This window comes from Streptacidiphilus melanogenes, from assembly GCF_000787835.1.
GTDB classification, from domain to species: domain Bacteria; phylum Actinomycetota; class Actinomycetes; order Streptomycetales; family Streptomycetaceae; genus Streptacidiphilus; species Streptacidiphilus melanogenes.
This window is the reverse complement of the sequence record NZ_BBPP01000004.1, coordinates 293,999-317,900: the sequence shown is the minus strand read 5'-3', so window position 1 is coordinate 317,900 and position 23,902 is coordinate 293,999. Positions and strand designations below refer to the sequence as shown.

Below are 23,902 nucleotides of genomic sequence, written 5' to 3'. Positions count from 1 at the left end.
GTGGTCGGTTGCGTCGGCGCCGAGCCGGTCCGTCACTGCGGCGGAAGCGGCGGCGGGACGTCGGCGAAGAGCGCAGCGAGCTCCGCCACCTGTTCGGCGGGCTGCCAGTTCGCCAGGCCGTTGCGCCACACCAGCGTCGTACGGGTCAGGTTGCCCGCGGCGACCTGCCCGGCGAGCACGCCGGCGTCGTACGGCCCCTGCTGCTGACCGCCGACGGCGATGAACCACTGCGCGGCCGTCGGCAGCGGCGGCGGCACGGCCGCTGCCGGGGCCGCGGGCGCGGCGGCGGGAGCGGCGGGAGCGGGCGCCTGGGGCGTCAGGCCCTGCGCGATGCGCTGGCCCAGCGCCATGCCGACGCCGAGACCGACGCCCTCACCGCCACCGCCGGGGTTCGCCGCGGCCGTCGCGATCGCGTCGGCCGCCTGGAACCTGGTGTAGGCGTCGAGATCGCCCGCGATGCCCATCCGCGAGCGGGTGTCGATGGCGGCCTCGACCTCCGGGGGCACGCTGATGTTCTCGATGACGAACTTCGGGATCGCGATGCCGACGGAGGCCAGGTCCTCGCTCAGGATGCCGGCCAGCTGCTGCCCGATGCCCTCCTGCCGGGAGGCCAGGTCCAGCAGCGGCACGTTCGCCGCGCCGAGCGCCGAGCCCAGCTTGGAGACGACCAGCTGGCGCAGGTACTCGCCCACCTCCTCGGTGCGGAACTGCGGGTCGGTGCCCGCCAGTTCGCGCAGCAGCGCGGCCGGGTCGACGACCCGGGCCGCGAAGGCGCCGAAGGCGCGCACCCGCACCATGCCGAACTCCGGGTCCCGCAGGATCACCGGGTTCTGCGTGCCCCACTTGAAGTCGGTGAACTGCCGCGTGTTGACGAAGTAGACCTCCGCCTTGAAGGGCGAGTGGAAGCCGAACTTCCAGCCCTTCAGCGTCGACAGGACCGGCATGTTCTGCGTCTCGAGCGTGTAGGTCCCGGGCGGGAAGACGTCCGCGAGGCGGCCCTCGTTGACGAAGACCGCCACCTGGGACTCGCGCACGACCAGCCGCGCGCCCATCTTGATCTCGTTGTCGTAGCGCGGGAAGCGCCACACGATCGTGTCCCGGCTGTCGTCGGTCCACTCGAGGATGTCGATGAACTCACCGCGGATGCGGTCCATCAGACCCACAGCAGCCCCCCATGTGTCGTCCTGGAGCCACCCGCCCCTGATCCGGCGGTTCCGGGACGTCATCACGATGGCCGGGCAACATTATGGCCTGATCAGCCCATCGCGCATCAGACCGGGCGCGGCGGAGCGCCCCCGTCGGACAGGCGCAGCACCAGGACGCCGCGCGGCGCCAGGTTCTCCGCACCGGAACCGTCCGCCGGTGTCGGCCAGGAGCGTGCCAGGACCTCGCCGTCGGGGAGCCCGGCGAGGTCGACGGGCTCGTCGGTGCGGTTGGCGAGGAACCAGTACTCGGCCCGCTCGTCGCGGCGGACGGTGAGGTCGACGCGGCCGCGCGCGGCCGCGGGCAGCTCGCTCACGACACCGGCCGAGTCGAGCAGCCCGCCGAGCAGACCGGCGAGCTGCCGCGGGCCGAGCCGGGTGGAGACGTAGGCCGCGGACCCGGCGGCGACGGGGCGGCGGGTGACGGCGGGTCGGCCGGCCTGCGGGCCGTCCGCGTAGCGGGCGAGGACCCGCACCTCGGGGGCGGTCGCGGTGACGGCCTCGGTCCACAGCGTCGCGGTGTCGCCGTTGTCGAGCCGGACCTGCTCACCGTCGGACAGCGGAGCGAACTCCTCGACCTGGACGCCGAGCAGCTCGCGCAGGGCGCCGGGGTAGCCGCCGAGGTGGACGTGGTCGTTCTCGTCGACGATGCCGGAGAAGTAGGTGGTCACCAGGTGGCCACCGCCGTGCACGAAGTCGGTGAGGCGCTTGGCGAGTTCGGCCGGGACGACGTGCAGGACGGGGGCGACCAGCACGTCGTGGCCGGAGAAGTCGCTCCCGGCCGGCACCACGTCCGCGCGGACGCCGAGCGCAAGGAAGGCGGAGTACCAGTCGAGCGCCTCCTGGCGGTAGCGCAGCAGCTCGCTGGGGTGGGAGTCGTGCTCGGCGGCCCACCAGGAGTCCCAGTCGAAGACGATCGCGGCACGGGCCGCCTTGCGGACGCTCCCGGCGACGGGCGCGAGCGCGGCGAGCGTCGCACCCAGCCGGGTGACGTCGCGGAAGACCTCGCTGCCGGCGCCCGCGTGCGGCACCATCGCCGAGTGGTACTTCTCGGCGCCGGCCGCGGACTGGCGCCACTGGAAGAACGCGACGGCGTCCGCGCCGTGGCCGACGTGCAGCAGCGAGTCGCGGGCCAGCTCGCCGGGCAGTTTGGCCCGGTTGACCGGCTGCCAGTTGACCGCGCTGGTGGAGTGCTCCATCAGGTACCACGGCCGGCCCCCGGCGATGCCGCTGACCAGGTTGGCGGAGAAGGAGAGCTCGTCCAGCGCCTGCGGGCCGGGGTGCACGTAGTGGTCGTTGGAGACGAAGTCGACCTCCGCCGCCCAACCGGCGTAGTCCATGCCCCTGGTCTCGCCCATCACCATGAAGTTGGTGGTGACGGGCACGTCCGGGGTGATCCGGCGCAGCACCTCGCGCTCGGCGCACAGGTGGTCGCGCAGGGCGTCCGAGGAGAAGCGCTTGAAGTCGAGCTGCTGGGTGGGGTTGGGATGCGAGGCGGCCAGACGGGGCGGCAGGATCTGCTCCCAGGCGCTGTAGTGCTGGGACCAGAAGGACGTGCCCCAGGCGTGGTTGAGCGTGTCCAGGCTCCGGTAGCGGTCGCGCAGCCACAGCCGGAACGCGCCTGCGGCGTCGTCGGAGTAGTCGTGGACGTTGTGGCAGCCCAGCTCGTTGGAGATGTGCCAGGCGGCGAGCGCCGGGTGGGTCGCATAGCGGGTGGCGAGCTTGTCGACGAGCCGCAGCGCGTGGCTGCGGAAGACCGGCGAGGTGGGACGCCAGTGCTGGCGCGCGCCCGGCCACAGCGTCTCGCCGGTGCGGGTGACGGGCAGGATCTCGGGGTGCAACGTGCTCAGCCACGGCGGCGGGGAGGCTGTGGCGGTGGCCAGGTCGACCGCGATCCCGTGCTCGTGCAGCAGGTCCATGACCTGGTCGAGCCAGGCGAAGTCCCAGGTGTCCGGCGTGGGCTGGAGCCGGGCCCAGGAGAAGATCGCCAGCGAGACGATGGTCACGCCCGCCTCGCGCATCAGTCGGACGTCCTCCCGCCACACCTCGCGTGGCCACTGCTCCGGGTTGTAGTCGGCGCCGTAGCCCAGCCGGGGGGTGGCGCCCTCGGGCCAACGGATCCAGCGATGCTGGACGGACGGGTTCGTGGTCATGGTGATCCCTTCGGATGCGCGGGCGGTTCGGCGCCGGGCCCGGCGGCGGGCGGTGCGGGGTGTGCCTGCCGCCGCCGGGCGGTCGGGGGCGGATCAGCCCGGACGGGTCACTTGCCGGTGGTGAAGCCCTGCTGGGTGCCGTAGTTGAGCGAGGCGTCCTGCCAGTTCTTCAGGCCCTCGGCGAGCGTGGTGGAGGAGACGTAGGCCTTGCCGACCGTGTCGTTGAAGATCGAGTTGGCGTAGACCTGGTAGGGCAGGTACTGCCAGCCCTTGACGACGTTCTTCGCCGACTGGGCGAAGACCTGGTTGGCTTGCTGGCCGCCGAAGTAGGGGAAGGCGGTGTTCAGGAAGGCCGGGGAGTTCAGGTCCGCCGTGGTCGCGGGGAAGGCCCCGCCCTTGATGCGGTCCTGCACGCCCGCGCCCGCGGCGGCGAACTGGGCGAAGGCGTAGGCCAGGTCCTGGTGGGTGCTCGCCTTCATCACCGCCAGCGAACTGCCGCCGTTCTCTGCGCTGGCGTTCTGGCCGGCCTGCCACTGCGGCAGCGGCGCGACCCGCCAGTCGCCGGAGCCGCCGGGCACGCCGGAGACGAGGTTGGCGGGCATCCAGGCGCCGGTGGCGAGCGTGGCGATGCTGCCGTCGCCGAGGGCCTTGTACCACTGGTCGCTCCAGGAGTTGATCGGAGCGAGGAGCTTGCCGGAGACCAACTGCTGCCAGGTGCCGGTGAAGGCGTTGCTGCCCGCGTCGGTGAAGTCGACGGAGACCTTGGTGCCGTCCACCTTGTAGGGGTGGCCGCCGGCCTGCCAGATCAGGCTGGTGGTGAAACCGGCGTCGCCGGTGTCGTTGGTGATGTAGGCGTTGGGGTCGGCGGCGTGCAGCCTCCTGGCGTCGTCGAGGTACTGCGCCCAGGTCGTGGGCACCGTGAGGTGGTACTTGTCGAAGACCTTCTTGTTGTAGAACAGCGCCATCGGGCCGGAGTCCATCGGCAGGGCGTAGACGCCGCCCCCGATGTCGACCGAGTTCCACGGACCCGTGGAGTAGGAGCCTGACAGCTTCGCGGCGCCGTACTTGCCCAGGTCCTGGACGGACTTGCCGAGTGCGAACTGGCCGAGCGCGTAGTACTCGATCTGCGCCACGTCGGGGCCGCCGCTGCCGGCCTGGACGGCGTTCTGCAGGGCCGTGTACTGCTTGTCGCCGGTCCCGGCGTTCACCAGGTCGACGTGCACCTTGGGGTACGTGGCCTCGAAGTCGGAGACGACCTGCTTGAGGGTGGGCTCCCAGGCCCAGACGGTGATGGTGCCGCCCTTGGCCAGGGCCGACTGGAGGGCGGAGGCGGAGACGGCGGCGTCGCCGGAACCGGCGGCCGATCCGGCGTCGGTGCCGGACGAGCCGCAGGCGGTCAGGCTCAGCGCCGTGGCGCACAGCAGGGCGAGGCCGCTCAGGGTGCGGGGAGTGGTGGCTCTCAAGGTCGTGGCTCCGTGGTACTCGGGTGAGGGTGGGTGGAACGGGCAGGGTGGAGCGGCCCTGCGGCCGGGTGGGGCCGCAGGGGGTCCTGAGGGGTGAGGGCGGCTACTCCTTGACGCTGCCTGCGGCCAGCCCCGACTGCCAGTAGCGCTGGAGCAGCAGGAAGGCGGCGACGAGCGGCACGATCGTGAGCAGCGAGCCGGTGATGACGAGGTTGAAGACCGGCTGTCCGCCGGCCGTCGCGGCCTGGTCGTTCCAGGCGTTGAGGCCGAGGGTGAGCGGGTACCAGTTCGGGTCCTTGATCATGATCAGCGGCAGGAAGTAGTTGTTCCAGGTCGCGACCACGGTGAACAGCAGGACCGTCACAATGCCCGGGGCCAGCAGTGGGAGTGCGATGCGGAAGAAGGTGCGCACCTCCCCCGAGCCGTCGACGCGGGCCGCCTCCAGCAGTTCGGCGGGCACGGCCTCGGCGGAGAAGACCCACATCAGGTAGAGGCCGAACGGCGAGACCAGTGAGGGGATGATCACCGCCCAGGGGGTGTTGGTCAGGCCCATCTTGCTGAACATCAGGAAGGTGGGGACCGCGAGCGCGGTGGCGGGGACCGCGACGGCGCCGATCACCACGGCGAACACGGCCTTCTTGCCCCGGAAGTCGAACTTCGCCAGGCCGTATCCGGCCAGCACCGCCAGCAGCGTCGCGCCGCCCGCGCCCAGGACCACGTAGAGGAGCGTGTTGAGCAGCCAGCGCAGGAAGACGTGGTGGTCGTAGCTCAGCGTCTGGGTGATGTTGTCCCACAGGGCGAAGCGGCCGCTGAACCACAGGCCCGGTGAGCCGAGCAGATCGGGCTGCGTCTTGGTCGCACTGACGACCAGCCAGGCGAGCGGGAGCAGGGTGTAGAGCACGACCAGGCTCGACAGCAGCGTCAGGGTGACGCTGCGGCGGGGCCGGTCCACGGAGTGCCGGCGGCGCGGTCGCGGCAGCGGGGTGCGCACCCGGTCACGGCGGTCGGGTGTCCCGGCCCTGGCGGGGGCGGGGGTCGTGGTGGCGGTCATCGCTCACGCCTCTTTTCGCATGCCGCGCAGCTGGAAGGCGTACGCGACGACCATGGTGACGACGCCCATGACGATCGCGACCGTGGCGGCGTAGTCCTCCTGCCGCCCGGAGAAGGCCAGCGAGTAGGTGTAGAGGTTCGGGGTGTACGAGGTGGTGACGGAGTCCGGCACCAGGGGGCGCAGGATGCTCGGTTCGTTGAACAGCTGGAAGCTCCCGATGATCGAGAAGACGGTGGCGATCACCACCGCCCCGCGGATCGCGGGCAGCTTGATCGCGGCGACGATCCGCCACTGGCCGGCCCCGTCGATCGCCGCCGCCTCGTAGAGCGAGCTCGGGATCACGCGCAGCGCGGAGTAGAAGATCAGCATGTTGTAGCCGATGAACTCCCAGGTCACGATGTTGCCGATGCTGCCGAGGATCAGGTGCGGCGAGAGCGGGTCGGGCAGCGTGATGCCGAAGCTGCGGTCGAGGTCGGCGACCAGGCCGAACCGGGTGCCGTACAGGAAGCCCCACATCAGCGTGGCAACCACCGCAGGGACCGCGTACGGCAGGAACACCGTGATCCGGAAGAAGTCCCGCCCGTAGAGCCGTCCGCTGTCCAGGGCCAGGGCCACCAGCAGGGCGATGCCGAGCATCACCGGGACCTGCACCGCGAGGAACAGCCCGACCCGGCCGAGCCCGTCCCAGAACTGCGGATCGTCCACCGCCTGACGGTAGTTGGCGATGCCCACGAAGGTGGTGCCGCCGATCAGCCGGTCCTGGAACAGGCTCAGGTAGACCGAGTAGGCGATCGGCGCCAGGAAGACCAGCGCGAAGACCGCCAGGAACGGCGCGGCGAACCCGAGACCGGTCCAGTCGCGCCGGACCCGGGCGAAGCGGGCGCGACCGGACCGGCCTGGGGGTGCGGGGGGTGCGGCAACCGTCATGGAGTTCCTTCGAGGGTTCGTCACTGGCGCCCGGCGGACGTGCCGCCTGCGCAACACCGGCGTGTCGACACAGCTCCGACGCCTGGATGTTTACGTAAACATCGCGTAACCTGATGCTGGCATCGGGTTCCGAGAGGCGTCAAGAGGTCTCTTGGATCAAAGGTTTGAACGACAGAACGAGGAAGCGCGTGGAGAGCCGTGCTCAGGCCGGGGCGGCGCAGCGACGCCGCAGCGCGTCGATGGCGGACGTGGCCCGCCTGGCAGGCGTGTCCTCGCAGACCGTCTCGCGGGTGTCCAACGGCAGCCCGGGGGTCGTCGAGGACACCCGGCGCCGCGTCCTGGCGGCGATGAAGGAGCTCGGCTACCGCCCCAACAGCGCGGCCCGCGCACTCAAGCACGGCGAGTTCCGCACCCTCGGCGTCATCCTGTTCAACCTCTCCACCACCGGCAACGTGCGCACCCTGGAGGCGATCGCGGACTCCGCCGCGCGCGAGGGCTACGCCATCACGCTGCTTCCCGTCGCCATCCCCACGCAGTCGGAGGTCGACGGTGCCTTCACCCGCCTCGGCGAGCTCGCGGTCGACGGCGTCATCGTCATCATGGAGGTCCACCTGCTGGACTCCTCCACCGTCTCGCTCCCGCCGCACGTGCAGGTCGTCGTGGTGGACTCCGACGCCGGCGACCGCTATGCCGTGGTCGACACCGACCAGCGCGGCGGCGCCCGCGCCGCCGTCGAGCACCTGCTCGCGCTCGGCCACCGCACGGTGTGGCACCTGGCCGGCCCGCCGGACTCCTTCGCGGCCCAGCGCCGCACCGAGGCCTGGCTGGCCGCGCTCAAGGAGGCGGGCCGGCCCGTGCCGCCGCTGCTGTTCGGGGACTGGTCGGCGGAGTCGGGCTACACGGTCGGCAAGCTCGTCCCGGAGGACTGCACCGCCGTCTTCGCCGCCAACGACCAGATGGCGCTCGGGCTGCTGCGCGCCCTGCACGAGCGCGGGCGCAGGGTGCCGCAGGACATCAGCGTGGTCGGCTTCGACGACATCCCCGAGTCGGGGTCCTTCATCCCGCCGCTGACCACGGTCCACCAGGACTTCGGCGAGGTGGGCCGCCGTTGCGTGGAGGGCGTGCTGCGGCAGATCCGCAACCGGACCGCTGAGCACGGCACCGCCCTGGTACCCACCCGGCTCGTCGCCCGAGCCAGCACCGCACCGCCGCCACACGCAGGCTGACGCTTCGTCACTTTTGGTGCAGCGGTCTTGACTTCCACCCCGCCGGGACCCAGACTCGCCGCCAGCGAAGTGATGTTTACGTAAACATCATTTTGGCTGCGCCGTCCGACGTCGGGTCCGTCACCAACAAAGGGAAGCGGCTCCCCTCGGGGTGGCCGGGTGGCGGCTCGTGCCGTCGCCACCACCCACCCCTCCCTGGAGGAACGACTCCATGCTCCTTGCGATACGCGCTGCCCGGCGGCGCGGAGCGGCCCGCACCGCGCTCACCCTCGGCGCCCTGGTCGGCGCCGTCCTGATACCGACATCCCAGACGTCGGCGACCGCCGCGGCCACCACCGGCAGCACCGCGCAGATCGCCGGAGCCGCGCAGACCATCAGCGGCTTCGGCGCTTCGGGCGCCTGGTGGCCCGACGACCTCGCGAACTTCTCCGGTTCGGCCCAGAAGCAGGTGGGCGACCTGCTCTTCACGAGCTCCGGCATCCAGCTGAGCCAGTACCGCTACAACATCGGAGGAGGCGGCGTCGGGGTCACGAACGCCGCCCGCGCGCCGCAGACCTTCCTCACCTCCGGCGGCGGGTACGACTGGACCAAGGACCCGGGCGGCCGGGCGTTCCTCTCGCTCGCGGCCGCCGACGGCGTTCCCGACCTGATCGGCTTCGTCAACAGCGCCCCGGCCGCCTTCACCACCAACGGACGGAACTGCGGCGGGTCCATCAGCACCGGCAAGGACGCCGCCTACGGCAGCTACCTCGCCACCGTCGCCGCCCACTTCGCCGCGCAGGGTGAGAGCTTCGGCCAGATCAGCCCCATGAACGAGCCCGACGACTCCTTCGGCACCTGCGGCCAGGAGGGCATGTCGGTCTCCGCCTCGGACCGGGCCGGGGTGATCGACGCCGTCGGCTCCGCCCTCAGCAGCGCCGGGCTGCCGACCACCGTCATCGCCGACGAGTCCAGCCTCACCACCCAGCTCACCTCCGAGGCCCCGACCTGGCTCGCCGACGCCCAAGCTCCCGGCCATGTCGGTGCCATCGCCCACCACACGTACGACTTCCCCTCCGGCAGCCGGCTCGAGCAGGTCGGCGCCCTCGGCGCCGCCGCCGGCAAACCGGTGTGGGCCACCGAGATCTGCTGCCAGGTCAGCGGCGGCGGCTACGGGCAGCAGTACGACCCCACCGTCACCGGGGCGCTCACCATGGTCGACTCGCTCTACGACGACCTGGCCTACGGGGACGACAGCGCCTTCCAGTGGTGGACCGCCCTCTCCCCCGAGCTCGGCTGCGACCCGGTGACCAGCAGCTCCTGCACGACGTCGGTCAACTCCGGTGGGTGGAACGACGGGTTGATCTACTACGACCCGAACTACGCGAGCGACGGCAACCAGAACGTCTACCCGACCAAGCGGTTCTACGCGCTCGGCCAGTACAGCAGGTACGTGCGCCCCGGCGCCGTCCGCTACGCCGTCGCCGGATCCCCGGGCGGCGTGCAGACGCTGGCCTTCTGGCAGAACAACGCCTGGACGGTCGTCGCGGCCAACACCAACACCTCGGCCACCGCCCTCTCGCTGAACGCGGGCAGCGGCGCGCTCACCCCGACCGGCAGCTACCGCACCAGCGCCACCGAGAACCTCGCCCCGGTCGCCGCGCCGAGCATCTCCGGCTCCACCCTCAGCGCGACGCTGCCCGCACAGAGCATCACCACCTACGTCCTGGCCAGCGCGGGCCGGCCCGGCAGCAGCGCCCCGGCCGGCCAGGCGCTCGTCGGCGCCCAGTCCGGGCGCTGCCTCGACGTCCCCGACGTCAGCACCACCGAGGGCACCGGGCTCGAACTGTGGGACTGCAACGGCGGCGGCAACCAGCGCTGGACCCTCACCGCCTCCGGCGCCGTGACGGTCTACGGCGGCAGCACCCTCAGCTGCCTCGGCGCCGCCCAGGGCGGCACCTCGCCCGGGACCGGGGTCGAGATCGAGAGCTGCGACGGGAGCCCCGGCCAGAGCTGGGTCCCGCACCCGGACGGGAGCCTGACCAACACGGCCTCCGGCCTCTGCCTGGACGCCTACAGCCAGGGCACCGGCAACGGCACCCGGATCGACGAGTGGACCTGCAACGGCGGCGCCAACCAGCAGTGGACGCTCGACTGACGCACCCGGCACCGGACGCGACCGCGTCCAGCGATGCGGCCGACCCCGTGCCGCGCCCAAAGCCCGCTCCTTGACGGGGACATGGCCCGTCCGGGAGCCTCCGACACCGGGGCCCCGCCCCGGCACGCACCACCGCTCCTGTCACCCTCCTCTCCCCAACCCTCAGCCTTGGAGGGCACCTTCATGACATCCACCAGTCGCCCGTCGGCCGTCACCCGGGCGGTCGCCCGGGTGATGCCCCTCGCGCTGGCCACAGCAGGCCTGTTGGTCGGCGCCGCACCCGCATCGGCCTCCGTCACGGCTGCCCGTGCCGCCGCCTCGACGGCCGCGCCCGTCGCGCTGACCGGCGAGCAGCTCTCGGCGTCCTGGACGGGGCCGCTGAGCACGCGCGGGCGGTACGTCGTCGACGCGAACGGGAACCGGTTCAAGCTCAAGGCCGGGAACTGGGACGGTGCGCAGGGCCACTACCTGGGCAGCGGCGACGCGGCGGACCCGGCGAACAACGAACACGGCGAGGTGTCGTACGACATCCCGCTGGGCCTGGACCGGGCGCCGATCGCGCAGATCCTGGCCGACTACCACTCCCTGGGCCTGAACGCGATCCGACTCCCGTTCGCCGACGCACTGATCCACGACACCTCCACCGTTCCGGACGCGGCCGTGGCCGCCAACCCGCAACTGCGCGGCGACACCCCGCTCCAGGTCTACGACGCGGTCGTCGCGGCCCTGACCGCCGACGGCTTCGCGGTGATCCTCAACAACCACACCACCGGCTACCGCTGGTGCTGCGGCCTGGACGGCAACGAGCGCTGGAACAGCGGCCAGACCACCGCCCAGTGGGAGGCCGACTGGCTGTTCATGGTGAACCGCTACCGGGCGAACAAGCGCGTGGTCGGCGCGGACCTGCGCAACGAGGTCCGCCGCGACACCCTCGACGACCCCAACTGGGGCTGGTACGACGACCACGACGAGTACGCCGCCTTCGAGGACGCCGGAAACAAGATCCTCCAGGCCGATCCGGACATGCTCGTCATCATGGAGGGCATCAACTGGTACGGCATCCCGCTCAACGGGCTGCCGCACGGACGTCCCATGCTGACCCCGGTCGCGAACCTCTCCAACACCCTGATCGACTCGGGCAAGCTGGTCTACTCGGCCCACTTCTACGCCTACACCGGCCCCGCCAACTCCGGTGCCACCAGCGGTCTCGGCGTCACCAGCGACCCACGCTACGAGGACATGACGCCCGACCAGCTCGCCCAGGTCGTGAACTCCGAGGCGCTGTTCGTCACCCAGTCCGGCCAGCACTTCACCGCACCGGTGTGGGTCAGCGAGTTCGGCGCCGCGGGGCGCGGTTCGACGGACACCAAGGAGCAGGCCTGGTTCGACGGCTTCACGAACATCCTGGAGCAGAACGACACGGACTTCGCCGTCTGGCCGCTGATCGGCTACACCGACGCGAGCGGCAACCAGCAGGACAACTGGTCCCTGCTGTCCTACTCCGCGAGCGGCGTCCGCCAGGGCATCGAGGACGGCGGCGACTGGCGCGCCGCCGACTGGAACAAGCTGGTCTCCGCACCGGGCTACACCGGCCAGGTCGCGCCGGTGAACCACTGGAACATGCTCGACCTCGACCACGCCGACTACGACGTGTCGGCCACCATGCTCGCCCAGCCCGACTGGTCCTACGGCAACCGCAAGGGCGACTGCCCCGACACCGAACGCCTGGTCGCGCTCGGCCGCAGCGACAGCCGCGGGCTGTGCACGGACGCGAACGAACCCGCCAAAGCCTCCGGCGCCTGGACGGTGGTCACCGACGAGCGCTACGTCACCGAAGGCGACTGGGCCTCGGGGTACAACAAGCTCCAGTGCCCCGACAACACCTTCGCGGTGGGCTACAGCGTCCACAACAACGCCATGGCCGCCCTGCTCTGCGCCCCCTCGGCCGCGCCGCTGCCGACCACCGGCCACGACGTCTGGTTCGACCACGGCGACAACCGCCCCGCCTCCGGCGGCTCCACCGCGAGCGACTGGGCCCCCGGCTACTACAAGGGCCAGTGCGCCGACAACGAGTACGTCGCCGGCGTCGCCTACACCTGGAACTGGAACGACGGGGGCGTTCCCGACGCCCTGCTCTGCCGTCCGCTCAGCTGACCCGTCAGGGCTGCTGACCCGTCAGGGCTGCTCCTGCCGAAGTCCCCGCAGGAGCAGCCCGACCAGGCGGCGGGGGTCGTAGTCCGGGTCGCCGTCGCGGCCGACGCAGAGGTTGCCGATGCCGCGCATGAGTTCGTACGGGCGGGTGCCGGGCGTGATCTCGCCCGCCTTCTCGGCGGCGTCGAGGAGTTGGCCACAGACGGGGACGAGCCGGTCGAGGAAGTAGGCGTGCAGGGCCTCGAAGCCGCCGCTGTCGGACTGGAGCGCGTTGGCGAGTCCGTGCTTGGTCACGAGGAAGTCCACGAACAGGTCCACCCATCGACCCAGCGCCGCCAGCGGGGAGCCGGCCTCGGCCAGCAGCGCGGGGCCGGCCTCGGCGCAGGCCTCGACCTGGTGGCGGTAGACGGCGACGACGAGGTCCGCCCGGGTCGGGAAGTGGCGGTAGATGGTGCCGATGCCGACACCCGCCTTGGCCGCGATCTGCCGGATCGGCGCGTCGACGCCGGAGGCGACGAACACCTCGGCGGCGGCGCTCAGCAGCGTCTGCTGGTTGCGCAGCGCATCGGCGCGCTTGCCTCGTACCGCCACCGACGCGGGCTGCTCTGCTGCGGACACCGCACTCCCCTCTCCGACGCCCCGGGCGCGCGGCGCCGAGGACCGTTGACGAAACGGAACGCTGATCCGTATAGTTTTTTTCGGAACAGCGCTCCGCTTAGAGCCTAGCCGAGCGCGGCGTTCCTGTCCCCCGCTCCTGCCCCCGCCCGACCGGGCCCGCGGCGGAGCTCTCGGAAGGGAAGACTCCTGATGACCACCGCACCGACCTACGCGGCCGCCGCCATCGGCACGCCCACCCCCGTCCTGTCGGTCGCCCCGGTGACCCTGGCCGCCCCGGGCCGGCCCGTCGACCTGCAGGTCCGCGTCTCCGTGCCCACGAGCGGGGACGATCTGCCGATCGTGCTCCTCTCGCACGGCCACGGCCCGTCCAACCACCTCTCGTCCCTGCACGGCTACGCCCCGCTCGCCGACTTCTGGGCGGCGCACGGCTTCGCCGTCATCCAGCCCACCCATCTGAGCTCGCGCACACTCCAGTTGGACCCCGACGACCCCGAGGCCCCGCTCTACTGGCGCTCCCGCGCCGAGGACATGAGCCGCGTCCTCGACGGGCTCGACGCGATCGAGGCGGCCGTCCCCCAGCTCCGCGGCCGCCTGGACCGCGACAAGGTGGCCGTGGCCGGCCACTCGATGGGCGGCCACACCGCCGCCCTGCTCCTGGGGGCCCGGCTCACCGACCCCGGCACCGGCGCGGAGGTGGACCTCACCGAGCCACGCATCAAGGCCGGCGTGCTCCTCGCCGCACCCGGTCGGGGCGGTGACGCGCTCACCGAGTTCGTGGTCGAGCACTACTCGTTCTTCGCCACCACCGACTTCTCCACCATGGCCACGCCCGCCCTCGTCGTCGCGGGCGACGACGACCCCTCCCCGCACCTGACCGTCCGCGGCCCGTCCTGGCACACGGACCCGTACCATCTGTCCCCCGCCCCCAAGACCCTGCTCACCCTCTTCGACGCCGGTCACGGCCTCGGCGGCGTCTCCGGCTACGACGTGGCCGAGACCACGGACGAGAACCCCGCCCGCGTCACCGCGGTCCGGCACCTGACCTGGGCCTACCTGCGCACCGCCCTCGACCCGGCCGACCCCGCCTGGCAGAAGGCATGTGACGCGCTGTCAGCGGACCCGCACCCGTTCGGGCGGGTGGAGTCCAAGGCCTGAGTCCGCCAGGGCCTTTGCCTCCCCGTTCTCCACGAGGTGCTGGAGGGCTGATCAGCGCGTGGAGCAGGGACGGCGTCGGCCCGGCGTCGAGGGGTGCAGCGGAAAGGACGGCTGCAGCTCGCACACCAGGAGGATGCGCGACAGCGTGCGCGGCGGCGCCGCCAGGAAGACGGGCACACCGGCGGCCTCGGCCAGCCGCCGGGCCCGCAGCAGGCCCGTCAGCCCGGCCGCGTCGCAGAAGGTGAGCGCGCTCAGGTCCAGCACCAGGCCCTGCCTCGCGCGTCCGCGCGGCAGGTCGAGGGTGCGGGCGACCGCGAGGAGGAGCGACGGCGCGGCCGCGACGTCGAGCTCGCCCGCCAGGTGCAGGACCGGGCAGCAGGCGGGACGCGGCGAGCCGTGGCAGGGGCGCGCCTGGAAGGCGAGGCGACGCGGGTCGGGGGTGCCGCAGGGGCGCAGCGGGCGGTGGTGGCGCATGGGCGGGGTCTTTCGGCGGGTCAGCCACCCTGACCGGTGGAGCCGGTCAGCACGGCGGTGACGACGAGGTTGTCCGGATAGCTGTGGGTGGCCGCGTTCGGGGCCCCGGCGCAGGTGACCAGGCGCAGCACCGGCTGCGGGTTCGGGCCGTAGACCTGCTGGTCGGGGAACGAGGACTTGGTGTAGCGGTGCGCGGAGGTGACGGTGAAGTCGGCGGTGGTGCCGTCCGCGCGGCTCACCTCGACGCGGTCCCCGGCGGCGAGGTGACCGAGCCGCAGGAACACGCCGTCGCCGTACCGGCCGACGGTGACGTGCCCGAGGATGACCGAGGACCCGCGTTCGCCCGGGGTGACCGAGCCGTCGTACCAGCCGGCCGGGGCGTTCGCCGCGATGGGCGGGACCTGGACGGTCCCGTCCGCGGCGAGGCCGAGGCGCATCAGCGACGTGTCCACTCCGATGGCGGGGATGTCCAGGCGCTCCGGCGTCGAGGCCGCCAGCGGGGCGGCTGCCGGGGAGCCCGCCGGGGCGGAGGAGCCGCCCGGCCGGCCGGTCGTGCCCGGCGCGGGCGCTCCGGCGACGGGATGGTCGGTGGTCAGCCCTCCGGCGCACCCGGCGGCCAAGGCGAGGGCCGCGACCGCCAGGCCGAGGGCCGCGACGCGGCCCCGCCGTCCGGGACGCCCCCCGGCGCCCCGGGCCGGGCCGGACCCGGCCGGGGAGCGTGCGGCGCTCCCCGCGGCCGAGGCCGGAGCGGGCCTCCCGGGACCGCGATCCCGGGACGAGTCGCCGCTCACTTGCCGCGGGCCTGACGACGGGTGCCCCACCAGATCATCCCGGCCCCGGCGACCACGCCTGCGCTCGCGAGTGCGATCGGCCAGACGGAGTCGTTGGCTCCGGTGCCCGCGGCGGCACCGGTGTCAGGGGCACCGGAGGGGATCGTGTGCGCGGGCGTCGTCCCGGAGGTGCTCGGGTGCGCGGGCGTGACCGGCGTCGTCGGCGTGGTCGGCGTCGTGGGGTGCGTGGGAGTGACCGGCGTCGTCGGCGTGGTCGGGTGGGTCGGGGTCACGGGGGCGACCGGCGTGGTCGGCGTGGAGGTCGGCGTGACGGTGAACGAACCCGTGAAGGACTCGGTCCGGCCGCTCTGGTTGGTGCAGCTGACCGTGACGCCGTGCGAACCGGCCGGGATGTCGGGCAGCACGGTGGCACTGCCCGTGAACGCCTGCGGGTCGTCCTTGCCGATCGTCGCCTGGCCGCCCGCGAAGAACTGCGAGGTGATGCTGTTCAGCGTGACCGCGTCATCGGGGCAGGTGCCGCTCATGGTGACGTTGCTGCCTCCATAGATCGGAGCCGAGACGTCCTTGGCCGAGGTGATGCTGATGACCCCACCGGATCCCGGGGCCGTCGAGGCGGACGCCGAGGGAGAGGGGGTGGCGGCGAACGCCGGGGCGGTGGCGAGGGCGACGGCCCCGAGGGTGAGTGCGGCTCCGGAGATCAGAATGGTCTTCATCACATACCTGCTTCGCTGGCTCCCGGACCGTCGTGCCGGTCCGTACAGGCCGTTCGGCCCGCACCACCAAGGTCCTTCGGCACGGGCGCGCGCAGGGTCATCCGATCGGTGGATCGGGGGGATGAACCGGTCTACTCCAGCAGGCCGCGCCGCAGCGCCTCCGCGACGGCCGCGGCGCGGTCGGAGACGCCGAGCTTGGCGTACAGGTGCTGCACGTGGCTCTTGACCGTGCTCGGCGACAGGAACAGCTCGGCAGCCGCCTCGGGCACGCTCTTGCCCGCCGCGAACAGCTCCAGCACCTGACGCTCGCGCTCGGAGAGCACCGGCTCGTCGGACTCGTGCCGCAACCGGATCTCCGCGGCCAGCCCCGTGGCCAGCCCGGCCGGCAGCACGGTCGCGCCGGAGGCCGCCTGGGCCACCGCGCCCACGATCTCGTCCCGGGAGGAGTCCTTGAGCAGGTAGCCGGCGGCGCCCTCCTGGACCGCCTTGAAGACCAGCGCGCTCTCCTCGAAGGCGGTCAGCAGCAGCACCCGGGTCGGCAGCTCGTCGCGGACCACGGCGTGGACGACGGCGATGCCGTCGAGGCTGGGCATCTGGTAGTCCACCAGGGCGACCTGGGGCCGGTGCTCCCGGATCGCCGCGAGCGCGTCGCGGCCGTTGTCCGCCTCGGCGACGACGTCGATCCGCCCGCTCTGCACCAGCGCCCGGCACACCCCCTCCCGGTACAGGGGGTGGTCGTCGGCCACGACGACGCGGATCCTCGCGTTCTCCAGGACGGTGCGTCCCATCGCCTCACCGTCCGTTTCCTGCGCCGGCGCTGCCGGATCCCGCACCGTCACCGGACCGGGGCCGGTCCAGCGGGAGGGTGATCCGGGCGGCGGTGCCCTTGGGCGTGTTCGCCGTGAGCACCATGGTGCCGCCCGCCTCCTCGACCCGCACACGCTGCGCGGCCAGACCGATGTGCCCGTCGGCGAGGCGGTCGCCGAGCGCCAGGTGTCCGCTCGGCAGGCCGACGCCGTCGTCCCTGACCTCCAGCACGGCGACCGGCCCCGCCAGCGTCAGCAGCACCTCGACGTGCGCGGCCTCCGCGTGCCGCACGACGTTGACGAGCAGCTCGCGACCGCACTGGTAGAGCACCCGGTCCGCCTCGCGGCCGGCGGTGGTCACGTCGCTGGTGAAGCGCACCTCGAACCCGCCGCGCCGCGCGGAGCGCTGGGCCAGCTCCTCCAGGGCCCGGGCCACCCCGGCCCGCTCCAGCACCGCGGGATGCAGCTCGGTGACGGAGGAGCGCAGCTGCCGTGCCGCGTCGCGCAGCGCGCCCTCCGCCCGGCCGAGTGCCTCCGCGAGGCCGCCGCCGTCCGGCGGCGTGCCGCGTGCCTCGTCCAGGTCGAGTCGGGCGGCGAGCACGTTCTGCAGCGGGCCGTCGTGCAGCGCCTCGGCGAGATCGCGGCGCTCCCGGTCGCCCGCCGCGACCGTGCGGGCCAGCAGCTCGGAACGCTGCCGGGCCAGCTCGGTGATCATGGCCACCCGGGACTGCTGGATCAGCGAGAGCACGACGCTGGCGATGCTGATCATCGCGATGAAGAGCGCGTGCCCGACGGTGAACTGCAGGTCGGGGTTGGCGTGCAGGTGCCCGAGGCCGGAGGCCACCGCGTAGGTGAGGGTCGCCGCGGCGCCGGACAGGGCCGTGATCCACGGCCGCAGCTGAAAGGCGGCCAGCAGCGGGATGAACACGAACGCGTCCTCGCTGAAGGGCGAGGACCAGCTCGGGTCGGTGAAGTCGCCGGACACGATCAGGATCACGGTCAGCAACGGCAGGTCCACCAGCGGCACCGCGTAGGCGAGCGGGCCACGGCCCACCCGGCCCTCCTCGTGCCAGGTGACGGCCATCATCGCCGCGCTCCAGGCGGCGTAGAGCGTGGTGAGCGCGACGGTGGCCCACAGGTGCTCGCGGGGCCGGATCAGCAGGATGACGGCGAAGGCGACCACGACCACGGAGACGCGCAGCGCCGCCTGGACCCGGACCGCGCGCCGCTGGTGGGCCCGCAGGATCTCCTCGACCGCGTCCCTGTCCGCCGCGTCGGGGATCCCGGGGGACCAGATGCGCATGGCTTTCAGTCTGCACCGGTCGGCCCGTCCGCACCCGTCCGCGCCGTTCGGGCGCGGCACGTGCGCGCTGCGCGCAGTCCATACCCTTGACCTTGTGTTCGTCTCCCGCCTGCGTCGTGTGGCCGTGCTCGTGCTCGAGGGCGCCAAGCCGCTCGACGTCGGCATCCCGGCGCAGGTGTTCACGACCCGGGCCAGCATGCCGTACGAGGTGCGGGTCTGCGGCGCGTCGCCCGGGCTGGTGACCGGCGGTGACGGTCTGTCGTACCACGTGGCGCACGGCCTGGACGCGCTGGACTGGGCCGACATCGTCTTCGTCCCCGGCTACCGCCACCCGGACCGGGAGGACCCGCCACCCGCGGTCGTCGCCGCCCTCCTCGCCGCCCACGAGCGCGGCGCGCGCCTGGCGGCGATCTCCACCGGCGCCTTCGCACTCGCCGCCACCGGCCTGCTCGACGGCCGCCGCGCCACCACCCACTGGCACTACACCCGGGCGCTGGCCGCCCGCCATCCGCGGGTGCGGGTCGACGAGAACGTGCTGTTCGTCGACGAGGGCAGCGTGCTGACCTCCGCGGGTGCCGCCTCGGGCATCGACCTGTGCCTCCACGTCCTGCGCGGCGACCTCGGGGTGGCCGCGTCCAACCACGCCGCCCGGCGGCTGGTCGCCGCGCCGTACCGCAGCGGCGGGCAGGCGCAGTACGTGCCGCGCAGCGTCCCCGAGCCGATCGGCGAGCGGTTCGCCGCCACGCGCGAGTGGGCGCTCGGGCGGCTCGGGGAGGCGCTGAGCCTGCAGAGCCTGGCCCGGCACGCGGCCGTGTCGCCGCGCACCTTCTCGCGGCGGTTCGTGGAGGACACGGGCTACACGCCGATGCAATGGATCCTGCGCGCCCGGGTCGACCTGGCCCGGGAGCTGCTGGAGCGCTCGGAGCGCAGCGTCGAGCAGATCGCCGCCGACGTGGGGCTGGGCACGGGCGCCAACCTCCGCCTGCACTTCCAGCAGATCCTGGGGACCACCCCGAGCGAGTACCGGCGCACCTTCACCCGCGGCGAGTAGCTCCCTGAGGCTTGGCGCGATCCTTGCGGACCGTGGCGCTCCTGCCACGGCCGTGGACCGGCTCGGCGCGACAGGGTGGAGGTGCTCACCCAGAAGGAAGGGACACCACCCATGACCCGCATCGCGATCAACGGATTCGGCCGGATCGGACGCAACGTGCTGCGCGCCCTGCTGGAGCGCGACAGCAAGCTCGAGGTCGTCGCCGTCAACGACCTCACCGAGCCGACCGCGCTCGCCCGGCTGCTCGCCTTCGACACCACCGCGGGCCGCCTCGGCCGCCCGGTGACCGTCGAGGGCGACACGCTGGTCGTCGACGGGCGTCGGATCACCGTGCTGGCGGAGCGCGACCCGGCCCAGCTGCCCTGGGCCGAGCTGGGCGTCGACGTGGTGCTGGAGGCGACCGGCCGCTTCACGTCGGCCGAGGCCGCCCGCGTGCACCTGACCGCAGGGGCGCGCAAGGTCCTGGTCAGCGCCCCGTCCGACGGCGCGGACGTCACCCTCGCCTTCGGCGTCAACACCGGCGAGTACGACGCAGACCGGCACACCGTCATCTCCAACGCCTCCTGCACCACCAACGCGCTCGCGCCGCTGGCGAGCGTGCTCGACGAGCTGGCCGGCATCGAGCACGGCTTCATGACGACCGTCCACGCGTACACGCAGGAGCAGAACCTCCAGGACGGCCCGCACCGCGACCCCCGCCGGGCCCGCGCCGCCGGCGTCAACATCGTGCCGACCACGACGGGTGCCGCCAAGGCGATCGGCCTGGTCCTGCCGAAGCTGGACGGCAAGCTGTCCGGCGACTCGATCCGGGTCCCGGTGCCGGTCGGCTCGATCGTCGAGCTCAACACCACGGTCTCCCGCGACGTCACCCGCGACGAGGTGCTGGCTGCCTACCGCGAGGCCGCGGCGGGTCCGCTGGCGGGAATCCTCGAGTACAGCGAGGACCCGCTGGTCTCCGCCGACATCACCGGCAACCCGGCCTCCTCGATCTTCGACTCCGAGCTGACCCGGGTCGACGGCCGCCACATCAAGGTCGTCGCCTGGTACGACAACGAGTGGGGCTTCTCCAACCGCGTCGTCGACACCCTGAACCTCCTCGCCGAGTCGCTCTGACCTTTACCGCGCGAGTCCGGTTCGCCGGCTCCGAGGCCTGGACAGGCGGGCGGCCATGGGACAGGCTTCGGCCCCATGACCGAGTCCCCCGTCCAGGCCGCCCTGAGTCCGCTGCTCCTCGCCGAGGTCGTCACCGTGGCCGAGGACATCGCGGCCGTGCTGAAGGCACGACCGGACGCCGACGTGCCGATCCCCGGCGCGCGTTGGACCGTCGGGGAGGCCGCCGCCCATCTGGCGCTGGCCAACCAGCTGATGTCCGACCTCGCCCGGGGCGTCGACCGCCCGTACGGCGACGGCTCTCCGGACTCGCTCGCCGACGCGAACACGGCCTCGCTCGCGGCCTTCCCCGAACGTGATCCGGTGGTCCTGGCCGAGGCGATCGTGGAGCACGCGCGCGGCTTCGTCACGGCCGCGTCCGCGCGGTCGGCGACCGACCGGGTGACGACGCCGATGGGTCCGATGGACCTCGGCGTCCTCGGCTCCTACCTCATCGTGCACATGCTCGGCCACGGCTACGACCTCGCCCGGGCACTCGGCCGCCCACACATGATCGACCGTCAGCGGGTCGACCTCTCCATGCCGTTCCTGCTCACGGCGATGCCCCGGGTGGTCGAGCCCCGTACGGCGGCGGGCGTGCGGGCCAGCTACACGATCGGCGTGCGCGGCGGCCTCCGCTTCGGGGTCCGGATCGACGACGGCGTCGCCGAGGTGAGCGAGGCGCCGCCGCAGCGGCCGGACTGCACGATCGTGTCCGAGCCGGTGACCTTCCTGCTCCTGGCCCTCGGCCGGTGCAACCCGTGGGCGGCGATCGCCCGCGGCCGGATCCTCGCCTGGGGCCGCAAGCCGTGGCTGGCCCCTGGCTTCCCCACCTACTTCACCGCGCCGTAGCGTTCACCACGCCGTGGCGTTCACCGCGCCGTGGCGTCGGCGCCGGGCCGCCCGGCACCCCCGTTCGGCGGCCGATCGGGTGAGAGCGAGGACGCTTCGGGCGTCGGAGCAGTGGCCGGGGGCGTCTGCCGGAGAGCCTGGGCGGAGTCACCAGCTGTCCCGTGAGCCCAGGAGCGCCCGTGTCGGAGCTTCAGCGCCGGCCCGCTCGGGTGCCCGGCCGCCCCTCGCGGCGCGCCGTGCTGCGAACCGCCGCAGCAGCCGCGACACTCGCCTTCCCCGGCACCCCGGCGAGCGCGGCGCCGTCCCGTGGCGCGGACCGCGAGGTGCGCGGCGAGTGGATCGCGTCGGTCGCCAACGCCGACTGGCCCTCCCGGCCGGGACTGAGCCCGGCCTCACAGCGGGCGGAACTGGTGGCGTGGTTCGACCACGCCCACGCGCTGGGGCTCAACTCCGTCTTCGTGCAGGTGCGTCCGACCGCGGACGCGTTCTGGCCGTCCCGCTTCGAGCCGTGGTCGCAGTATCTGACGGGTGTGCAGGGACGGGACCCCGGATACGATCCGCTGGGCTTCATGGTCGAGGCGGCGCACGCCCGCGGACTCGCGCTCCACGCCTGGTTCAACCCGTACCGGATCTCCCTGCGCGCCGACCTGGGGGCGCTCGTCCCCGACCACCCGGCCCGGCTCCATCCCGACTGGGTGGTGAGCTACGGCGGACGGCTCTGCTACAACCCCGGGGTGCCCGCGGCCCGCGCCTTCGTCCAGGACGCGATCCTGGACGCGGTCGAGCGCTACGAGGTCGACGGCGTCCACTTCGACGACTACTTCTACCCGTATCCCGTGGGCGACGCGCCCTTCCCCGACGACGACACGTTCCGGACCTACGGCGGGAGCTGGACCGACCGGGCGGCCTGGCGGCGGCACAACGTGGACCTGCTGGTCCGCGAGGTGCAGGCCCGGGTCCGCGCGGTGCGCCCCGAGGCCGCGTTCGGCATCAGCCCCTTCGGCATCTGGCGCAACGCCTCGACCGATCCACGGGGTTCGGCGACACACGGTCTGGAGTCCTACGGGGCGTCGGCCGCCGACACCCTGGGGTGGGTCCGCAAGGGCTGGGTCGACTACGTCGCGCCCCAGCTGTACTGGAGCATCAGCCTCCCCGTCGCCGACTACGCGGTACTGGCCCCGTGGTGGGCGCAGGCCGTCGACGGGACGGACGTCCAGCTGTGGATCGGGCAGGCGGTCTCCCGCGTGGGCGTCCCCGGCCCGTCCGCCGCCTGGCAGGATCCGGGCGAGCTCAGCCGGCATCTGACCCTCGACGCGAGACTGCCGCAGATCTGCGGCGAGATCCTTTACAGCTGCTCGGACGTCGTCGCGGACCGCCTCGGCGCCGTCAGCACCATGGTCGCCGAGCACTGGCCGCGTCCCGCCCTGCCACCGGTGCTGCCCCGGCTGGCGGCCGGTCGGCCTCCGCTCCCGCCGATCGCGACGGGGCGGGTCGGCTCCGCCGGAACGGTCCTGAGCCTGCGCTCGCGCGAAGGCGAGGCCCCGAGCCGCTACGCGATCCGGCTACGGGGCGAGGGGGCCGCTCCCCGCTCCGGCACGCTGGTGGCCGTCCTCCCGGGGCGTCTCTCCACGGCGTGGACCGGCCCGGCTGCCCCCGACGGCTGGGTCTACACCGCGACGGCGGTCGACCGCGCCAACCGTGAGAGCGCGCCCGCGACGGTCCGTGTCGGGGAGGGCCCGGCGTAGCGCCTGCCGGGTCAGGGCGTGGTGCTGCCGGTGGGGGCGGCGCTCTCCGTCCCGGTCGCGGACGGGGAGGCGGCGGCCTGCGTGGGCGTGGTCGTGCCGGTCGGCGATTCCGCAGGCGCCGACGAGGTGGACGTCGGTGACGTCGGTTCCGACGACGGCGAGGACCCGGTCTGCGACGGCGAGGACGACGGCTCCGTCGCGGGCGACGTGGTGGCGGGCGGGCTCGTGGGGCGCGACGACGTGGTCGTCCGGGCGGGAGCCGGAGCGGCGCTCGTCGTGGTGGCCTGGGCCGCCGTCGGAGTTCCCGTCCCGAGCTGCGACGCGGCGGGCGCCGCCTGCGCGGAGCTCGCGGAGGAAGCGGTGGGCGGGGTGCTGCCGGTCGTGGTGGCATGCGTCAGGAACGGCGCGGCCGCTGCGGCGAGTCCGTGCGTGGCGGCGGGCCGGGCCGACGTCGATGTCGGCGTCGAGGAGAAGACGGTGCCCGCCGTGCGCGTCGACGCCGAGGCGGCCGCCGACGCCGTGTGCGCAGCGTCGAGCGGGCTCGTCGCGCCGGCCAGCGGTCCGGGGCCGCCGGGCGCGCCGCTGGTGCGCCCGGCGACGGGAGGGGCGGCGGCCGGGTGGGGCGCAGGCGCGGCACCGGTCAGCGTCACCGCGATCACGATCCCGGCCGCGACGGCGACGAGCCCGCCCGCAGCCGCGACCTGCACCGGGTGGCGGCGTCGCGGGCCCCGGTGGCTGGCGACGGCGCGGTGGACGACCCGGGTGGCTCCCACCGGCGCCGCGTCGGGCACGGCGCTCGCTGCGGGCCGGTCGTCCCCGTAGAGGTAGGCGTAGGGGTCGTGCGGGACGCCTTCTCGTGTGGTCACGGCGGGGTTCCTCCTGGTGCGGGGCAGGTCGGGCAGGGACCCGCGCGTACGCCGCGCGGGGGACGCCAG

Annotated in this window: 20 protein-coding genes; 9 read left to right on the top strand and 11 right to left on the bottom strand. The window is 73.1% G+C overall.

The genetic code is table 11. The annotated features are described in order from the left end of the window. Window positions 1-32: 32 nt before the first annotated feature. From TR49_RS07125 to TR49_RS07105, 5 genes are all read right to left on the bottom strand, one after another. A complete protein-coding gene (locus tag TR49_RS07125) occupies window positions 33-1,154 on the bottom strand; it encodes an SPFH domain-containing protein (protein WP_236653253.1) in 1,122 nt (373 codons plus the stop codon). Between the two features lie 116 nt (window positions 1,155-1,270). Beyond that, a complete protein-coding gene (locus TR49_RS07120; RefSeq protein WP_042378315.1) occupies window positions 1,271-3,355 on the bottom strand; it encodes a beta-galactosidase in 2,085 nt (694 codons plus the stop codon). A gap of 107 nt (window positions 3,356-3,462) precedes the next feature. After that, the gene (locus TR49_RS07115) at window positions 3,463-4,818 is read right to left on the bottom strand and encodes an ABC transporter substrate-binding protein (protein WP_042378312.1); all 1,356 of its coding nucleotides are present in this window, start codon (window positions 4,816-4,818) and stop codon (window positions 3,463-3,465) included. Window positions 4,819-4,921: 103 nt separating this feature from the next. After that, window positions 4,922-5,869: a carbohydrate ABC transporter permease gene (locus TR49_RS07110; protein WP_042378310.1), complete on the bottom strand. Its 948-nt coding sequence runs from the start codon at window positions 5,867-5,869 to the stop codon at window positions 4,922-4,924. 3 nt (window positions 5,870-5,872) lie between these two features. Beyond that, the gene (locus TR49_RS07105) at window positions 5,873-6,796 is read right to left on the bottom strand and encodes a carbohydrate ABC transporter permease (protein WP_042378308.1); all 924 of its coding nucleotides are present in this window, start codon (window positions 6,794-6,796) and stop codon (window positions 5,873-5,875) included. Window positions 6,797-7,035: 239 nt separating this feature from the next. On the opposite strand from TR49_RS07105, the gene TR49_RS07100 reads away from it, so the two are divergent. The 3 genes from TR49_RS07100 (at window position 7,036) to TR49_RS07090 (ending at window position 12,313) form a co-directional block, all read left to right on the top strand. Next, entirely contained in the window at window positions 7,036-8,022 is a 987-nt protein-coding gene (locus tag TR49_RS07100) for a LacI family DNA-binding transcriptional regulator (RefSeq protein WP_042378536.1), read from the top strand. A 211-nt stretch (window positions 8,023-8,233) separates the two neighbouring features. Continuing rightward, a complete protein-coding gene (locus TR49_RS07095) occupies window positions 8,234-10,159 on the top strand; it encodes a glycoside hydrolase (protein WP_042378307.1) in 1,926 nt (641 codons plus the stop codon). A 183-nt stretch (window positions 10,160-10,342) separates the two neighbouring features. Then, window positions 10,343-12,313 (top strand): glycoside hydrolase family 5 protein, encoded by a 1,971-nt coding sequence (locus TR49_RS07090; protein ID WP_084724628.1) that lies wholly within the window; start codon window positions 10,343-10,345, stop codon window positions 12,311-12,313. Between the two features lie 21 nt (window positions 12,314-12,334). Here the strand turns inward: TR49_RS07090 and TR49_RS07085 are convergent, their stop codons facing one another. Next, the gene (locus TR49_RS07085; protein ID WP_042378306.1) at window positions 12,335-12,928 is read right to left on the bottom strand and encodes a TetR/AcrR family transcriptional regulator; all 594 of its coding nucleotides are present in this window, start codon (window positions 12,926-12,928) and stop codon (window positions 12,335-12,337) included. 189 nt (window positions 12,929-13,117) lie between these two features. On the opposite strand from TR49_RS07085, the gene TR49_RS07080 reads away from it, so the two are divergent. Beyond that, complete coding sequence (locus TR49_RS07080; RefSeq protein WP_042378305.1) at window positions 13,118-14,083, top strand: alpha/beta hydrolase family protein; 966 nt, start codon at window positions 13,118-13,120, stop codon at window positions 14,081-14,083. Window positions 14,084-14,134: 51 nt separating this feature from the next. Here the strand turns inward: TR49_RS07080 and TR49_RS07075 are convergent, their stop codons facing one another. From TR49_RS07075 to TR49_RS46320, 5 genes are all read right to left on the bottom strand, one after another. Beyond that, complete coding sequence (locus TR49_RS07075; RefSeq protein ID WP_084724627.1) at window positions 14,135-14,557, bottom strand: STAS domain-containing protein; 423 nt, start codon at window positions 14,555-14,557, stop codon at window positions 14,135-14,137. A 20-nt stretch (window positions 14,558-14,577) separates the two neighbouring features. Then, window positions 14,578-15,177 carry a class F sortase gene (locus TR49_RS07070; RefSeq protein ID WP_236653252.1) on the bottom strand — a complete coding sequence of 200 codons (600 nt, stop codon included), beginning with the start codon at window positions 15,175-15,177 and terminating at the stop codon, window positions 14,578-14,580. Between the two features lie 167 nt (window positions 15,178-15,344). Continuing rightward, complete coding sequence (locus tag TR49_RS07065; RefSeq protein ID WP_042378304.1) at window positions 15,345-16,061, bottom strand: hypothetical protein; 717 nt, start codon at window positions 16,059-16,061, stop codon at window positions 15,345-15,347. Window positions 16,062-16,192: 131 nt separating this feature from the next. Next, window positions 16,193-16,849, bottom strand: coding sequence for a response regulator (locus TR49_RS07060; RefSeq protein WP_042378303.1), 657 nt, complete (start codon window positions 16,847-16,849; stop codon window positions 16,193-16,195). A 4-nt stretch (window positions 16,850-16,853) separates the two neighbouring features. Then, window positions 16,854-18,170: a sensor histidine kinase gene (locus TR49_RS46320; RefSeq protein WP_052434071.1), complete on the bottom strand. Its 1,317-nt coding sequence runs from the start codon at window positions 18,168-18,170 to the stop codon at window positions 16,854-16,856. Between the two features lie 94 nt (window positions 18,171-18,264). Between TR49_RS46320 and TR49_RS07050 the strand changes: the two genes are divergently transcribed. The 5 genes from TR49_RS07050 (at window position 18,265) to TR49_RS07030 (ending at window position 23,789) form a co-directional block, all read left to right on the top strand. Next, window positions 18,265-19,221, top strand: a complete 957-nt coding sequence (locus tag TR49_RS07050; protein WP_042378301.1) for a GlxA family transcriptional regulator — start codon at window positions 18,265-18,267, stop codon at window positions 19,219-19,221. 111 nt (window positions 19,222-19,332) lie between these two features. Further along, entirely contained in the window at window positions 19,333-20,334 is a 1,002-nt protein-coding gene (gene gap, locus TR49_RS07045) for a type I glyceraldehyde-3-phosphate dehydrogenase (protein ID WP_042378299.1), read from the top strand. A 75-nt stretch (window positions 20,335-20,409) separates the two neighbouring features. Next, entirely contained in the window at window positions 20,410-21,222 is an 813-nt protein-coding gene (locus tag TR49_RS07040) for a maleylpyruvate isomerase family mycothiol-dependent enzyme (RefSeq protein ID WP_042378298.1), read from the top strand. A gap of 179 nt (window positions 21,223-21,401) precedes the next feature. Then, the gene (locus TR49_RS07035) at window positions 21,402-22,967 is read left to right on the top strand and encodes a glycoside hydrolase family 10-like protein (RefSeq protein ID WP_369405295.1); all 1,566 of its coding nucleotides are present in this window, start codon (window positions 21,402-21,404) and stop codon (window positions 22,965-22,967) included. 18 nt (window positions 22,968-22,985) lie between these two features. Then, window positions 22,986-23,789, top strand: a complete 804-nt coding sequence (locus tag TR49_RS07030; protein ID WP_042378297.1) for a hypothetical protein — start codon at window positions 22,986-22,988, stop codon at window positions 23,787-23,789. Window positions 23,790-23,902 lie beyond the last annotated feature (113 nt).

Coding starts and splice junctions, on each gene's coding strand:
- TR49_RS07095 (WP_042378307.1), top strand. CDS start 8,234: ATGCTCCTTGCGATACGCGCTGCCCGGCGGCGCGGAGCGGCCCGCACC.
- TR49_RS46320 (WP_052434071.1), bottom strand. CDS start 18,170: ATGCGCATCTGGTCCCCCGGGATCCCCGACGCGGCGGACAGGGACGCG.
- TR49_RS07080 (WP_042378305.1), top strand. CDS start 13,118: ATGACCACCGCACCGACCTACGCGGCCGCCGCCATCGGCACGCCCACC.
- TR49_RS07065 (WP_042378304.1), bottom strand. CDS start 16,061: ATGAAGACCATTCTGATCTCCGGAGCCGCACTCACCCTCGGGGCCGTC.
- TR49_RS07110 (WP_042378310.1), bottom strand. CDS start 5,869: ATGACCGCCACCACGACCCCCGCCCCCGCCAGGGCCGGGACACCCGAC.
- TR49_RS07060 (WP_042378303.1), bottom strand. CDS start 16,849: ATGGGACGCACCGTCCTGGAGAACGCGAGGATCCGCGTCGTCGTGGCC.
- gap (WP_042378299.1), top strand. CDS start 19,333: ATGACCCGCATCGCGATCAACGGATTCGGCCGGATCGGACGCAACGTG.
- TR49_RS07040 (WP_042378298.1), top strand. CDS start 20,410: ATGACCGAGTCCCCCGTCCAGGCCGCCCTGAGTCCGCTGCTCCTCGCC.
- TR49_RS07105 (WP_042378308.1), bottom strand. CDS start 6,796: ATGACGGTTGCCGCACCCCCCGCACCCCCAGGCCGGTCCGGTCGCGCC.
- TR49_RS07120 (WP_042378315.1), bottom strand. CDS start 3,355: ATGACCACGAACCCGTCCGTCCAGCATCGCTGGATCCGTTGGCCCGAG.
- TR49_RS07090 (WP_084724628.1), top strand. CDS start 10,343: ATGACATCCACCAGTCGCCCGTCGGCCGTCACCCGGGCGGTCGCCCGG.
- TR49_RS07125 (WP_236653253.1), bottom strand. CDS start 1,154: ATGGACCGCATCCGCGGTGAGTTCATCGACATCCTCGAGTGGACCGAC.
- TR49_RS07075 (WP_084724627.1), bottom strand. CDS start 14,557: ATGCGCCACCACCGCCCGCTGCGCCCCTGCGGCACCCCCGACCCGCGT.
- TR49_RS07100 (WP_042378536.1), top strand. CDS start 7,036: ATGGCGGACGTGGCCCGCCTGGCAGGCGTGTCCTCGCAGACCGTCTCG.